Origin of the sequence: Desulfosarcina sp. BuS5 (assembly GCF_028752835.1) — a bacterium.
Classification (GTDB): Bacteria; Desulfobacterota; Desulfobacteria; order Desulfobacterales; family BuS5; genus BuS5.
The window spans coordinates 1958895-1973134 of sequence record NZ_CP087952.1 but is presented as its reverse complement, the minus strand read 5'-3'; the positions used below and the strand labels follow the sequence as shown (position 1 = coordinate 1973134).

General features: G+C 41.4%; 15 protein-coding genes. 10 read left to right on the top strand and 5 right to left on the bottom strand.

The window, feature by feature from the left end; all coding sequences use genetic code 11:
* Positions 1-115: 115 nt before the first annotated feature.
* From BuS5_RS09685 to BuS5_RS09655, 7 genes are all read left to right on the top strand, one after another.
* Positions 116-1459 (top strand): hypothetical protein, encoded by a 1344-nt coding sequence (locus BuS5_RS09685; protein ID WP_157487386.1) that lies wholly within the window; start codon positions 116-118, stop codon positions 1457-1459.
* 46 nt (positions 1460-1505) lie between these two features.
* Positions 1506-1955 (top strand): hypothetical protein, encoded by a 450-nt coding sequence (locus BuS5_RS09680; protein WP_027353867.1) that lies wholly within the window; start codon positions 1506-1508, stop codon positions 1953-1955.
* The gene (locus BuS5_RS09675) at positions 1927-2673 is read left to right on the top strand and encodes a hypothetical protein (protein ID WP_027353866.1); all 747 of its coding nucleotides are present in this window, start codon (positions 1927-1929) and stop codon (positions 2671-2673) included. Before BuS5_RS09680 ends, BuS5_RS09675 begins: the two co-directional genes overlap by 29 nt.
* Positions 2674-2773: 100 nt before the next feature.
* Positions 2774-3064, top strand: coding sequence for a hypothetical protein (locus BuS5_RS09670; RefSeq protein ID WP_027353865.1), 291 nt, complete (start codon positions 2774-2776; stop codon positions 3062-3064).
* A 3-nt stretch (positions 3065-3067) separates the two neighbouring features.
* Positions 3068-3745, top strand: a complete 678-nt coding sequence (locus BuS5_RS09665) for a head GIN domain-containing protein (protein ID WP_027353864.1) — start codon at positions 3068-3070, stop codon at positions 3743-3745.
* Positions 3746-3801: 56 nt separating this feature from the next.
* A complete protein-coding gene (locus tag BuS5_RS09660; protein ID WP_051374760.1) occupies positions 3802-5256 on the top strand; it encodes a S1C family serine protease in 1455 nt (484 codons plus the stop codon).
* 42 nt (positions 5257-5298) lie between these two features.
* Positions 5299-5688 (top strand): hypothetical protein, encoded by a 390-nt coding sequence (locus tag BuS5_RS09655; protein ID WP_027353862.1) that lies wholly within the window; start codon positions 5299-5301, stop codon positions 5686-5688.
* Positions 5689-5735: 47 nt separating this feature from the next.
* Here BuS5_RS09655 and BuS5_RS09650 read toward each other — a convergent pair whose 3' ends face one another.
* Positions 5736-6020 carry a hypothetical protein gene (locus tag BuS5_RS09650; RefSeq protein ID WP_157487385.1) on the bottom strand — a complete coding sequence of 95 codons (285 nt, stop codon included), beginning with the start codon at positions 6018-6020 and terminating at the stop codon, positions 5736-5738.
* A 115-nt stretch (positions 6021-6135) separates the two neighbouring features.
* Between BuS5_RS09650 and BuS5_RS09645 the strand changes: the two genes are divergently transcribed.
* Both BuS5_RS09645 and BuS5_RS09640 read left to right on the top strand, forming a co-directional pair.
* The gene (locus tag BuS5_RS09645; protein ID WP_027353860.1) at positions 6136-7287 is read left to right on the top strand and encodes a hypothetical protein; all 1152 of its coding nucleotides are present in this window, start codon (positions 6136-6138) and stop codon (positions 7285-7287) included.
* Positions 7288-7289: 2 nt separating this feature from the next.
* Positions 7290-8885: a FlgO family outer membrane protein gene (locus BuS5_RS09640; RefSeq protein ID WP_027353859.1), complete on the top strand. Its 1596-nt coding sequence runs from the start codon at positions 7290-7292 to the stop codon at positions 8883-8885.
* A gap of 99 nt (positions 8886-8984) precedes the next feature.
* On the opposite strand, the gene BuS5_RS09635 is transcribed toward BuS5_RS09640, so the two are convergent.
* The 4 genes from BuS5_RS09635 to BuS5_RS09620 form a co-directional block, all read right to left on the bottom strand.
* Positions 8985-10133, bottom strand: coding sequence for a hypothetical protein (locus BuS5_RS09635; RefSeq protein ID WP_027353858.1), 1149 nt, complete (start codon positions 10131-10133; stop codon positions 8985-8987).
* A gap of 69 nt (positions 10134-10202) precedes the next feature.
* On the bottom strand, positions 10203-11342 hold the full coding sequence (locus BuS5_RS09630; protein ID WP_027353857.1) for a hypothetical protein: 1140 nt from the start codon (positions 11340-11342) through the stop codon (positions 10203-10205).
* Between the two features lie 29 nt (positions 11343-11371).
* Positions 11372-12040: a CsgG/HfaB family protein gene (locus BuS5_RS09625; RefSeq protein WP_027353856.1), complete on the bottom strand. Its 669-nt coding sequence runs from the start codon at positions 12038-12040 to the stop codon at positions 11372-11374.
* Complete coding sequence (locus BuS5_RS09620; protein WP_027353855.1) at positions 12018-12623, bottom strand: hypothetical protein; 606 nt, start codon at positions 12621-12623, stop codon at positions 12018-12020. Before BuS5_RS09620 ends, BuS5_RS09625 begins: the two co-directional genes overlap by 23 nt.
* A gap of 355 nt (positions 12624-12978) precedes the next feature.
* Between BuS5_RS09620 and BuS5_RS09615 the strand changes: the two genes are divergently transcribed.
* A complete protein-coding gene (locus tag BuS5_RS09615; RefSeq protein ID WP_027353854.1) occupies positions 12979-14235 on the top strand; it encodes a glutamate-5-semialdehyde dehydrogenase in 1257 nt (418 codons plus the stop codon).
* The last annotated feature ends 5 nt before the right edge of the window (positions 14236-14240 follow it).

Genomic DNA, 14240 nt, shown 5'->3' with positions numbered 1-14240 from the left:
GTCTAAATTTTCTGCGACGGACTCTTTACGAGTTTATCAACCTTGATCTTCGAACGAAGTTAAACTTTTTGGAACCTGCTCTATTTTAATAAATTGTATTTTTTAAATGCGAGGCATGATGAAACACTTGTTTCCTGTAAAATCAACACGTTGCTACTTTAAGTTTTTTGTATCCCTGGCTTTGGTTCAGTTTTTATTTTCTTGCGCCATTGACCCTAAAAATGTTGATGTTCAACTGGAACAATCAAAGCCTGAGATAAAGGTGACCTCATATTCTGATGCTCTTGATGCTCTGGGATTAATGTCCGAGATTTATGCAACGGGACCTTTAAAAATTCAAAGCCAGGGGATCGGTGACGAGACCGGCACATCCGTCAGTACCGGTGGAGAAATACAGAGAGATATAACCGAGATAATGAAAAGCACACTTAATTCTGTGGGCGGGAATGTCCAGTTTATAGAATATGATCCGGCCTATATTCAGAATCAAATGGTTACAGGCTATTCCAGCTTTACTGATAAAATGATACCTGATGTGGTAATAACCGGAGGGATTACAGAGTTTGATCGCGGGCTTGAAACCAGGGGGCACGGCACTGATGTTGGAGCGGAAGCGACGTTTACCGGATTATGGTCATGGCTGCCTTCGCAGACAGTATCTGCTGAATATAACAAGGCGGGCAAACAGGGCAAGGCCAGGATAACACTTGATTTTAATTTAAAAAATTTTCAGACACTTGCCGGTATAAAAAAAATGACCACTACCAACAGCATGGTAGTTCATAAAGCGCTGGCGAATGAAGAGTTTGCTGTTTCAATTTTCGGACCTACATTTGGAAGGAAAGGGTCTATCAAAAAAGTTCAGGGACGACATAATGTTGTCAGGCTGCTTGTCCAGGCCAGTATGATTCAACTGATAGGCAAATATCTTGGATTGCCGTATTGGAAACTGCTTGATGGCGCCATGGCAGATAAAGTGGTTATTGGAAGACTGACTAAACGTTTTTACAGAATGACGGAACAAGAGAAAATTTTAAGCTCACAGGAGTGGCTGTTTCTGCATGGGTATGATGTGAACCCGACCGGCAAGCTTGACGCACAAACCAAAAAGGCATTGCAAAAATATAATAAATTTGATCCATCAAAAACATCTATAGACCTTGATACCTTTCTTCGTTTATATATTGATATCCCCTGTAATGCAAAGACACTGGGTCGTCGGGAGAAATTTGCACGGCTGCATATAGAACCGTCTCTTACCGCGCATACGGCAGAACCTGCCCAAAAGTATGTTAAAAGTCAGAAAAAAGCTGCTGCGACTCCAGTAAAAGCGGAACAGCGGACAGCAGCTGCGCCGCCTGAAAGAGCGGTAACTGTTACAAAAAGAAAAACCGAGCAAAAAAATACTGTTCGAGGTAACGCTGGAATCGGTCGAATGCTTAGTGATGATGAATGGTAAAAGCAGAAAAAATCGGTTTCTCTCTTGAACTTTTAGGCAGGCCATAATGAAATACAGTTCGTTTTATATATTATGGGCGGGACTGATAGTCTTCATCCACCCTCCGGCGCTGGCCGGGAACAAAGGAATGATTGAAAACAGAACACAGGAGCTGAATGACCTTAATAAAGATGCAATAGAGCAAATTGCAAACATTCCAGGCAATGCCGTAATCGACATAAAGGCAAAGGCCAGGCCCTATGGCCAGGGATACCGTTTTGATATTTATGGAAAAAAAATATCTCCGATAAAGAAGCATAAAACCGACTCCAATACTGGCGGTTATAATAAAAAAGCTGTTAATATAAAAGAAGAAAAGTTTGAAACGAATATCAAAAAAAGCAATTCTGATATTAATGGACGAATTGTTTTTGATAGTAAGCAAATAATAGATACTCCTCATAAAAGAGAGGGAGAAGGAGAGGGAGATGCAACCAAGAATATCAAAAACCCTTAACTATATTTTTATAACAGCAACATGTTTATTACTAGCCATACCGACTGCCTTTGCAGGCAACAAAAAGATAATGACGACAAGAGCTGCTAAAATAATTGCGGAAAGAGCTATTGTAGAATCGGTTTATGGCTTGAAATTACGGGCCACTGAAGAAGTAAAGGATATGATAGCAGCCAGCTTTGTTGGTAGTACAGAATCTAAAACATCTGCAAAAATAAAGGGGATCAAGATTGAAGATGTAGTATATGATCCTGAGAAAGATATTGCCAAAGCTACTGCTTCCATCCAGTTAGACTCTATAACGAATATTGACGGCAAAACAATAGATTTAAACAATAAAATATTCAGAAGGGTCGGCTTTGCAACCTCAACTCCCTCCCAGAGCGGCCCGTTAAAAGCGTTGCGGGCGGCTGAGTTGGATGCCTATACCCAGATAATAAAACGGATAGTCGGTTTTACGCTTGAAAGTCAATCAACCGTAAAAAATTACATGCTGACCTCCGATCTCGTAAAAACAAAAGTAATGGCCACCACATACCTGGCTGAAGTTGTTGATTATGGCTGGGATGAATCCGGTGATGCTTTTGTAAAAATGCGATTGAATACCAAAGAAGTCGCAGCCATGATGGGTGAGGGGATTGTTGGCGAAGATGAAATTATTGAAGTAGAAGGCTCAGGAGCGCGGGAAGACGATTATAAAACCGCCCAAAAGAAATAAGTCGTTTTGATAAAATTATAGCCCCCTTTTCTTCATCCTGAATTGCCTGCCGCGGGATGTAAAGGGGATAGTTTTTCAGCGCCGCAAGGAGGATTGATTCATGAAAAATAAAATATTTAAAGAAAGGCTTAAGTTTTTTCTTCTTGGAATGCTTGTTGTGTTAGGAATTCTTTTTCTTACAGGAGCAGATAATCAGCCGGCATTAAATAACGGAAGGTATCAAATATCCGCATGGGGCGGAACTTTCGGTGAAAAGGCCGGCGGTATGGGAGCCTTCGTTGTTGACACGGTTTCAGGTGAGGCTAAAAATGTTTATACCAGAGTATATGGTATAAGCAATAATAGCGTTGTTGTTAAAAATAATTTGAACAAACATTTTAATTCGTATTAAGCGATGAAATTTTTTAAAAAAACATCGAACTACTTTTTTTTTCTTGCTGTTTTTTTTCTCGCAGGCGTGGTTCAATCACCGGCAGACAGCTATAATGATTGTATTAAAGGAAGCGGTAAGCTTAAAACTGAAAATCGTAATATTTTAAGCTTTGATTCTATTGAGATAGATGGCGCTTTTGATCTGGTGGTTGTATGCCAAAAGAAAAAAAGCCTTAAAATTACAGGCGACGACAATCTCCTGAAGCATATCATCACCCGGGTAAAGGGAAATAAACTGCATATTTATTCCGATGCGGCAATATGCTCTGAAATCCAATTAGTTGTAAAGGTTGCGATTGAAAACATTGAAACCGTTAGTTCATCAGGAGCAGCAGATATTGATATAAGCAATCTTGATAATAATAATTTTTCATTAGACATAAGCGGGTCCGGCGACATTTATCTGCAAGGTATAACATGTGATTTTACAGCTGTTTTATCAGGTTCTTCGGAACTTAATGCCAAAAATTTTAAAGCAGAGAACGTAAGAATTGAAATAAATGGCGCCAGTGATGCTCATGTATATGCTTCACAGAAATTAGATGTGGAGATCAGCGGGGCGGGAACCCTGTTCTATTCAGGAAATCCCGTTGAAATTACACAAAACATTACCGGTGTTGCTGAGTTGATCAGGGATTAGGAGCAATGTCTTTGACGTGATATGAGGAGATCAAGGTTTTATTTAAAATTTCATTTGTGTTAATTCTCTGCCTTGTTCAGGCTGGAGATTGTTTTGCAAAAACCGAAGTAAAAGATGCAGTGGTAAAAATTTACACTGTATTTAACTGTTATAATTATCACGAACCCTGGCAAAAATGGGGGCAAAAATCTTTTCACGGATCCGGCTGTATTATCAAAGGCAATAGAATTTTAACTAATGCCCATGTCGTGAGCGATCAGACTTTTATCCAGGTAAGGCGGGCCGGAAAAGCAAAAAAATATACAGCCAGAATTGAAACAATAGCCCATGAATGCGATCTGGCCATTTTAGCGGTTGCGGATAACTCCTTTTTTGCAGACGTAAAGCCTGTTGAAATTGGAAAACTGGCAAAGTTCAGAGATAAAGCCGCTGTTTATGGTTTCCCTGAAGGAGGCGACAAATTATGTATTACCGAAGGTGTTGTTTCAAGGATTGAACATAGCAAATACACACACAGCAGCGCCTACCTGCTGGCATGCCAGATTGATGCGCCGATAAATTCCGGCAGCAGCGGAGGGCCTGTAATCAAAGACAATCAGATCATCGGCGTTGCATTTCAAGGCATGTACGGTGAAAATATTGAGAATATAGGATATATGGTTCCTGTTCCGATAATTAAGCATTTTCTCACCGATATTGAAGATGGCGTTTACGATGGTACCCCAGGCCTTGGAATATCCATGCAAAAAATGGAAAATCCGGATATAAGAGAAAAGTTTGCTTTTTCGAAAAATGAAACCGGAGTTCTTGTAAACAGAATTTATCCTGATTCCCCGGCAAAAAAAATACTGCTGCCGTGTGATATCATTGTCAAGATAAATGGCACTAATATTGCAAATGATGGTACTATAGAGTTCAGGAAAGGAGAAAGAACTTTTTTTGGATATTTATTCCAGCAAAAACAGATAAATGATTTTCTGCAATTAACAATAAAAAGAGATAACAGGTATAAAAACATTAAAATTAAATTAACCAAATCCCTCGATTGTGATCGTCTGGTTCCGCACCAGCAATATGACACTCCCCCTGTATATTACATAACGGGCGGACTGGTGTTTGAACCTTTAACACTGAACTATCTTACTGAATTCGGGATGAACAATAATAGCTGGATGATGAATGCTCCGACAGATCTTCTTAACTTCTATCTTAACGGCGAACCTTCGCAAGCAAGACGAGAAGTTATTATCCTGGTTAAAGTCCTGGCCGATGAAATTAATGTCGGATATCATGATTGTCAGAATTATATTATTGATTATGTAAACGGGGTCAAGATATCCACAATAAAGGATCTGATAAAAGCTTTTGAAGAAAATAACAAGAAATATCATATCGTTCAAGACATTCGTGGCTATATGATTGTCCTTGAAGTAAACAAGGTTAAACAATTAAGCAACAGGATTCTACAGAGGTATAATATCAGCGCGGATAGATCTAAAAATTTATCCTAACAGCTGCTTGCTGCAGCATAACTTTAGGATGTGTGGCGAAAAATGATCAAAAAAACAATCCTTTTATGTTTGGTGTTAAAAATTGTAACCACCGTGGCTGCATTATCAGTGCTTGGCGAAAGTGTACACAACTATGGCGCGGCGACATTCTCCGGATCAGAATATCCTGTTGAAAATATTACAGCAGAAGCCTACCCTGAAAAACAAATTACAGTAAGCGGCGTAGTAAAAAATGCCTGCCTTAATCCTGCAAGAGGAACCGTTATCATATATTTTCTGGACAGCAACTATGACGTGGTTTGTACAACTGAAGCAGATGTCAATAATCATAAAATTATTAATCCCGGAGGTTCAGGCGCCTTTGAAGCAAGCGCCATGATAGATAATGTCCTTGATATTAAAAAAGTATATATTGAATTTGTGAAAAATTAGCATATATTATTTCTTGATAAACTCACAAAAAGTAAAATCGATGGGCACTAAGTAAAAATTTTCATATGCCTTGTCATCATAAAAGAGGTCGTTTTCTTTGTCGGCAGGGAGATCAGAAGGATAAAACCAGGAGCTTCGATCCTTTCAGCCTTTTTGAGAAAAATGCTGTTTACAACTGCCGGATCTTTCAGAAAGCTGAAGTTCTTTTCAATGCCGATTTGGCTCTTGTATAGTTTTAAAAGATCAGCCGCGGGCCATTCATCCTGTTGCCCGATCAAACCTGTATTCATAGTACAAAACGGTTCGCGATTTATTTTTGACGGGTTTTCCACGGCCATACCTGGACACTTTTTAGATGTCGGTCATAACGTATAAGGACTATTGCTAAAAGTACGAACTCTCTAATAACCGTTGATTTTATTTTATTAATATAACGAACAATAAAACATGAAGCCAAAAATATTATATTTTTTGTTATTTTTTTTATTGACAAGCGCTCATATTGCAAGTCATGAGCTTGCATGCGCCACAGGCCGCAATGGAGATACTTTGGTTAAGGCTGAGGGCTTCGGAACAACAAGAAGTGACGCCCTGTTAAAAGCCAAGCGGGATGCAGTTGAACAGGGTGTCGGCCTGGTGATTATTTCAGAAACCGAAGTTAAAAATTTTGAAGTTCAAAAAGATGTTGTTCTGACCAAAACGATCGGCGCGGTTAAAAAGTACAATGTCCTGAAAGAGGAAAAGCAGCCCGATGGTGTGTATTATATAAAGATTGAGGCTACGGTTGCTCTTGCAAAGATCAAAGATGACCTTATCGCTTTGAAAATCCTGCTTGAATCAATGGACAGACCCCGCATGATGGTCGTTATGCGTGAAGAGGATGGTGATTATGCTCAAAGCGCAATTGTAGATTATTTAAGCGAGAAAGGATTTGATCTGGTTGACGCCGCAGTTGTAGCAGCCCTGACTCAAAAAGATGATAATTTTATACATCGGGCGACAGACGGTGATCCTGTAGCAGCAGCCCGGATTGGAGCTGAGAACAGCGCTGAATATATAATTGTCGGTAAAGTAAAAAAAAGCCTCGCCAGTAGTGATTTTTTAAGCAGCGCCGGCATGAAATCCGGCCAGGCCGGCATTACAGCTAAAGTAGTTAACTGCTCTAATGCACGAGTGGTTGCCTCAAAATCTGCCAGCGCTGCCGCAGTTCATACCGATGAAGAACTTGCCAAAATGAAAGCTGTGGAAAAAGCAGCCATAAAACTGATGGATCAAAAACTTTTTGAAAAAATTCTTTCTTCTTTCCAGGATATAGCCAACAATGGCATTGTGCTTGATATAGCCATCAAAAATGTTGATAGTTTTAAAGAGCAGAAAAAAATTAAAAGCATGCTTGCTGAAACTCCTGGTGTTGTTTCAGTAAACAAGCGCAGTTTTGGAAAAGGCCGGCTTGCGCTATCTGTAATATATAAGGGTGATGCGGATTCTTTTAGCGAAGCGGTTGATGGTAAACAGTTTGGGAACCGAAAACTGTCAGTTACAGATATAGAAGGTTCAAGGGTAAGCATTCTACTGGAAAACAGGGTGGGGGTGGACTAAACATGCAAAAAATAATCGCCTCATTTATCGCTTTAACATTTCTGATTATATCTCCATTGTCTGTGTCAGCCGGTTTTAAAAAAACCAGGATTGCAGTCCTTGATTTTCAGATACAGGGTGAGGGGCATGAAACTGCTGATATGGGTAAAATCGTAGCAGAGTGGCTTATCACCGCTTTTGTTAAAAACGGGCGTTTTGAAGTAATTGAACGCAGCTTGTTAAAAAAAATACTCGAGGAGCAAAAGCTGGTGATGACCGGCGTTGTAAATGAAAGCAGCGCTTCGCAAATAGGCAAATTGCTGGGGGTTGAAGTCGTTATATCCGGTTCGATTATGAGATATCAGAAAGTACTGGAGGTCAATGCCAGAATTATTGATGTAGAGAATGCCTCGGTAGTAGCCGCCGAAGGTGTAAAAAGCACAAGTGTGACCAGACTTGAAGATATGGTGTATGAAATGGCGGAAAAGATAATTAACGATTTTCCACTAAAAGGCTATATAGTGCAAAGGGACGGAAAAAATGTTGTTATCGACCTGGGAGGATCGGCTGGTGTTAAAAAAGGAATGCAGTTTATAGTATACAAAGAAGGGAATGTGATAAAGCATCCCAAAACCGGAGAGATATTAGATGTTCAAAGGATTGAAACCGGAAGGGTCGAAATTGTCAGCGTAAGGGGCAAAATATCAGAGGCTAAGATAATAAAGGAACAGCGGCCCGGCAGCCTAAAATACGGCCATATGGTTATAAGTGTCGTCGAATCTCAAACCGGAAATAAACCCAGGCTGTTTGTAAATACAGATCCTCAAGATGCCCGGGTCCGCATTCTTAATATCAATCCACCTTACAGACGCGGTATGGAGCTTAAAGCCGGAAAATATCATATCGAGGTGTCGGCACCAGGGCATAAAACAAAAAAGGAGTGGATATATCTGCAGCCTGACCAGAACATGGAGATTGATATCAGGCTGGTTGAGACTGGTTATCGCAGACCAAAAAAAATACGCGCGTCAGAGCCATTGCCGCCGCCATCCGGACGGAAAATGCCGCAAAGTCCGGCTTATGGTGGTGTTCAGTTTAACACCCAGCCAACGCTAAAAAGAATTGATATGCTCCTGCAAGAAGCGGCCAGGCAAAAGGCGGCCGGCAATTACCAATGGAAGCAACAGACCAAAAAAGCAGCGAGATTACTAAAAAATCTATTAAAACAGAATCGCAGATCTCCTGTGGTTTATTACTATTATGGAAAATACTACATGACAGAGGGACTCTATAAACATGCAGTTAAATACTTAACAAAAGCTATCCGTTTTGATAAAAACTATTCAGCCGCCCACGAATTGTTAGGTGACGCATACTATTTTTGGGGGAAACAGGGAAGAAGCGCTGCCAAACTTGGGAAAAGAGCTCTGAATGCTTATAAAACTGCGGCCGCTACCGGTTATAAAAATAATTTGAAAGCGATGATATATTATAAGATGGGAAATATTTACGCCGAATTACTCACAAATATCAATAAGGCCAATAACTACTGGCAAAAGGCGGTTTCAACCGCACCCGGCAGCACAGCGGCACGGTTGGCAAAAAAGAAATTAACCTAAGGCTTATTTTTTTTAATACAGACCTCGTATTTTTATCAATTATGCTTGTTGGGTATTTTGCAGTGAGATCAGAATGTCTAAATTCACTTTACGACGCCATCATTCCTTTAATTCCGCTCTTAAAACATAGCCTCCAACCTCTATAATTTCAAAGTGTTTGCTGCCAAAATCCAGATTGTCAATGATTTTCGCCAGTCTCATGGTATTGCAATTTTGCCATTTAATAACCAGTTCCGCCCTGCCCCTTAAAAAAGTTTTTTGCTGAACGCTGGAAACTCCGGATAAATCAGAAAGTTTTCCCGTAAGTTCGGGGAGATCCGAAAAGGTTGCATTGTCAACGATCAAAATCACCTGATGCTCATTATAACAGGAATCAAGCCAGGTTTTAACTATCTGGCTGCACAGTTTGTCCGCCATCTCATTGGCAGCCTTTTGAAGCGCTGCCTGACTCCCAATGGCAAAACTGTGATGGGGAACAACAGATTGGGTACTGGCCGAAGCCAATATTTGCCCCGTGGCCGTTTCATAGATATCAGCGCTGATGGTGGCAGCGTAAGAGTGAAAACGATCACTGTAAGGAGATGCGCCATTGTCCTGAACAGAAGCAGTGCCGTCAACGAGCAGCTGAGCTCTATAACCACCGGATTCTTGCCGGCCATGCCTCAGCTTTTTGGCCTGAAGCGCATCAATATGTACCAGCGTAAAACCTTTTTGCTTAAGACGTTTTTCTATAGTTTGACTAGCTGTTGTTTGCAGGTTAAGATCGGTTTTGCCAAGCTGGGCGGTGAGCGACTGTTCCTGAAGAAAAACAGCAAGGGCGGGATAGTTCATGCGGGGAAGAATTTGCGCCAGTGCGGCAACATCATCGGCCAGCGCCATCTTTTCAACTTCAGCGCTGATTTTATTGGTGTAAACCTTATTCTCCGATGATGTGGATAAAATTTTATATTTTTTAACATACCCATCTACACGGGTTAATATTTTATCCTTAATAAGAATATAATTTTCAACAATGGTTTCACTGCTGATAATGGTTCCCAAAGCTTTTTCAACAGCATTCCGTTGTGCATCGTGCAAAGCATCACGCTGTGCCTGTTGATATGAAAGCTCAATAGGCGCAGAGCCTTCAGCTTCGACTGTGCAGCTATCGGTTGCCGCCCATATTATCGAAATATTCCAGCTAAATATCAACAGCAGGTAAAAAAAAATAATTATAACCCTTGACTTTAACTTGTTTGTTTTTTCCACTACCCCCCCCCTGCTGTTGTAAAATTGCAAAGCATAACGCCAGGCCCAAAGGCCCGGCGTATTATTAATTTAAAAGTTCCATGTAGTGCCTATATATACTTCATAAGAGTCGAAAGCTTGCAGGCTGACAACCTTTTTACCGCCAAAAGTCAGATTCCAGGCATCAGAAAAAGCATAGCAGCCTTCAGCGCCCAGCTCGAAATAATTATCATCCTCAGGGTCATTATCGTAGTTGGTTATATCGGCATTCCATATTGCAAAGAAATTAACAACACTGTCATTCCCGTATCGGATACCGGTATTAACACCAAATTTCAGCAAATGCTGTTCATCCTCATCCATATTGGTGTCATCCTTGTTATACAGGTAGGAGACGCCAGTGCTGATCACAACCGTATCCAGATCATATGTAAGAGAAGAGCTGAGACCGCCGCCGAATACATTTACAATTTCGTTGTCAATATCATCAAAATTAATATTTGAATAAGTATAATTCAGATGCCCGGTAAAAGATGCTTCAAGCGTACCGGTCAGGGGCATATGGTATTGACCGAATCCTATCAAGCCGATACGATTAGCGTCAAAACTGTCAAAATCAAGATAATCATAAGGGAGCATAAAACCATAAGTAATATTATCCTGATCCCAGGCCATGCCTATATTAGCGCCGTACAGCTTGCCATCGTCTCCTTCATCAAAGGCGGCTCGTTCAAAACGGAGCGCAGAACCCATGGAACGACTCAAACCAAGCGCTGCACGGACATCATCTCGTTGCTGGTCTTTGCGGGTTTTGGCCGCAGGTGTGACAAGCTGCTGAAAGACCATACGTGAAGTTTTACCTGCCGCAGACAGGTAGGCAGCCCCTTCGTCACCACCGCCTGTGCCGCCAAGTGAAGAACTTACCAATAATGCAAAATCCAGATATTTTGATAAAAGCCGCAGGGTCCCGTCCTTATCATGCTCGTCTACTGTGCCGATATAATCATGGTCAATATATATATCAACGTGATGCTCGGCGTGATGCTCGGCAGGCCGCCATATAAGGGTTCTGCCGTTGACCGTAAAATGAGTACCATGATCAGGTATCCAGTGCTGATCATAAAAATTTGAAGCATCATGATATGTTGAAATTTGTGTTGCAAAAGCGCTGGTTGTTATAGCTAAAATAAAGGTTGCCAAAACAAATGACTTTTTAAGCATATTGAACATAATTTTATTTTTCCCTCCATTTAAAAAAATTAATTTCCGGTTCTGCGCAGCAAACTGACAACCGCATGTTGAATAGCCTGGTTTGCGGCGCTGAAGACATCAGCTCCAAATCCGATTCCACTGGCAGGTATATACTCCAGGGTTTCTACGTCCACGCAGCGAATCTGGATGCCCATCCTGGTTTGAATATTTTTTTGAGAGCTGAACCCTCTTATTTTTTCACCTCCTTCCCCAAAATCATAGACTTCGCCGTATATCACCTTGACCGCGCCAAGCATTTTACCCATTTCTATTGCCCGATTCTGGGCAACCATGCCGTTGGCGCTCATCCACTGTCTGTCCATAGCGTCTTTAATTATATTTTTTTTATCTTCCACAAAGGTGTAGCGCCTGGTATCATAAAGCTTTTCCGTCAGCATATTATGGAGGCCCATCCCAACATTTTTATCAAGCAGACGCGGGTAACGTTTGGCGGCGCGATCAGACAAACCAAACGGCAATACCGCCACAACCGTTTTGGGGCCGCTGTAAACCGGAGATACTGCTGCTTTACGGAGTGAATCCATTTGGGCAGATGTTCCGGTATCCCGCTCCACATAAGTGGTGGCACATCCGGATGCAGATATAAAACAAATTACCACAAACAAAGAAAATAAATTACCGGGGAATCGCTCTTTAATTAAATTTGGATATTGCATTATGAATAGCTTTCCGGGTCGCTTGCCCGACTGTTGTTTCATTAAAATATATTTTATCTTCACGTATCTGAAAAAGCACCCCAAGGGATTTGGTTATACCTTTTCCTGAGCCTGTTGCAGTAATAATGCTGCCGTCACGGTACTGTACATCTACCTTGACAACAACTTCAACAGTAGTTTTAGCTGCGGCAAATATTCCAATGCTGCGGAGGCGTTTAAGCTTGAAATCCTGAACAACCACTGCTACCAGGGCATCGCAATCAGGGTTGTCGACAAAGGATGGTTTGTGCATAGAATGTGCTTTTTTATTTTTCCAGCTCGCAGCAATCATTTCGTTGATTCGAATGGCAATCTCCGGATTGTCGTCAATAGGAATATATTGCCCTGTATTATAAAGTTCGTCGCTCACAATGCTTTTTATGCCATAGGCAATAAGGTGATTTTCCCATCCTTTGTGTCCTGTTTGATCCTGAATATCAACAACCATGAAACGATATTTGGCCTCTTGCTCCTGAGCGTGCAAATTAACAGGAAAAAGAACAGCAGCAATAAAAATAAATAAATAAATAATTTTTGTACTCAAAAAAGCATCTCCTTGTTTAAATTGTATCGTACTCCAATTGAATTTTTATTGGCGTCTTCTTGGCTTGGCGCAATTGTAAAACTGAATGCATAAAACATGCCAAAACAACCTTTGTGTAATCACGATAAGCGTTAAGCGGAGTATTTTTTAAAATTTAACACTTAAAGCCTGAAACCTGTGCATTTAACACTTGCCCGCCTGTCCTTTATATGTTATACAACTTAATGTAACTTATTGGTATTTAAAATACATCTAAAGCATCTGCTATCATATCACGGCAAAAAGGGCAAGGGCAAACCCGGCGATCTTTATTAATGCCCAAGATTTGAAAAAAATAAAAAGATACGGAGAAAAAATGTTTCTTGAATCAACGATCATCAATCTTGCGCAAGATGCCCGGGCAGCCTCCCGGGTGATCGCAAAAGCTCCTTCCGCAAAAAAAAATACAATTTTAATGGAACTTGCCGGCAGCATTGAAAATAATAGAGCATATCTAAAAGAAGAGAACCGAAAAGATCTGGAATTAGCTGCCGGCCGGGGGCTTTCGGCAGCAATGCTTGACCGCCTGACTATCTCTGATGCAACGATTCAGTCTATGGCCGGCGGATTAAGAGAAATTGCGGCTCTTGAAAATCCGGTTGGAGCAATAAGCAAAACCATTATCAGACCGAATGGACTGGAGGTATCGCGAATGCGCATACCCCTTGGTGTAATAGGCATCATCTACGAATCCAGGCCGAATGTTACTATTGATGCAGCGGCGCTTTGTTTAAAGGCAGGAAATGCTGTTATCCTGCGCGGAGGCTCTGAAGCCCTTAATTCAAACCGCGCCCTGGCCGGTTTGATCTCGGATACCCTTGCTAAGGCCGGCCTCCCTGAGAAGGCAGTGCAGATGGTGCCGGTAAGAGACCGGCAAGCTGTTAATTTTCTTTTGAATCAGGCGGAATTTATAGATCTTATTATTCCACGGGGTGGTGAAGGGCTTATCCGTTTTGTTGCGGAAAATTCTAAAATTCCTGTCCTAAAACACTATAAGGGTGTTTGCCATGTCTATGTAGACGAAGGGGCCGATTTTGATATGGCGTATAATATATGCTTTAATGCCAAGGTACAGAGACCTGGTGTATGCAACGCAATGGAGACCATGCTTGTTCATAAAAATACGGCTGAAAATTTTTTGCCGGACATGGCAAAACGGTTTTTTGATGCCGGCGTTAAAATAAAAGGATGCGAAAAGACTTGTGGTATAATAAAAGGCGCTCAAAAAGCAGGGAAAGAGGACTGGGCGGCTGAGTACCTTGATCTTATTCTGGCTGTTAAAGTAGTTGAAGATATGGATCAGGCTATTGCTCACATGGCCGAATACGGCTCCAACCATACCGAAGCCATAGTAACTTCCGACTATAATAGGGCAAGACGATTTGTCCGTGAAGTAGATTCTTCGGTTGTCCTGGTTAATGCGTCAACAAGATTTAATGACGGCGGGCAGCTCGGCCTTGGCGCAGAGATGGGGATCAGCACCTCCAAGCTCCACGCCTTTGGTCCCATGGGCCTGGAAGAGCTTACGACAACCAAGTTTGTTGTTTTTGGAGACGGCCAGATAAGGGAATAACCATA

Bases quoted from the DNA above. Each gene is read 5' to 3' on its own strand.
- BuS5_RS09685 (WP_157487386.1), top strand. From the start codon at position 116: ATGATGAAACACTTGTTTCCTGTAAAATCAACACGTTGCTACTTTAAG.
- BuS5_RS09680 (WP_027353867.1), top strand. From the start codon at position 1,506: ATGAAATACAGTTCGTTTTATATATTATGGGCGGGACTGATAGTCTTC.
- BuS5_RS09675 (WP_027353866.1), top strand. From the start codon at position 1,927: ATGCAACCAAGAATATCAAAAACCCTTAACTATATTTTTATAACAGCA.
- BuS5_RS09670 (WP_027353865.1), top strand. From the start codon at position 2,774: ATGAAAAATAAAATATTTAAAGAAAGGCTTAAGTTTTTTCTTCTTGGA.
- BuS5_RS09665 (WP_027353864.1), top strand. From the start codon at position 3,068: ATGAAATTTTTTAAAAAAACATCGAACTACTTTTTTTTTCTTGCTGTT.
- BuS5_RS09655 (WP_027353862.1), top strand. From the start codon at position 5,299: ATGATCAAAAAAACAATCCTTTTATGTTTGGTGTTAAAAATTGTAACC.
- BuS5_RS09645 (WP_027353860.1), top strand. From the start codon at position 6,136: ATGAAGCCAAAAATATTATATTTTTTGTTATTTTTTTTATTGACAAGC.
- BuS5_RS09640 (WP_027353859.1), top strand. From the start codon at position 7,290: ATGCAAAAAATAATCGCCTCATTTATCGCTTTAACATTTCTGATTATA.
- BuS5_RS09630 (WP_027353857.1), bottom strand. From the start codon at position 11,342: ATGTTCAATATGCTTAAAAAGTCATTTGTTTTGGCAACCTTTATTTTA.
- BuS5_RS09625 (WP_027353856.1), bottom strand. From the start codon at position 12,040: ATGCAATATCCAAATTTAATTAAAGAGCGATTCCCCGGTAATTTATTT.
- BuS5_RS09615 (WP_027353854.1), top strand. From the start codon at position 12,979: ATGTTTCTTGAATCAACGATCATCAATCTTGCGCAAGATGCCCGGGCA.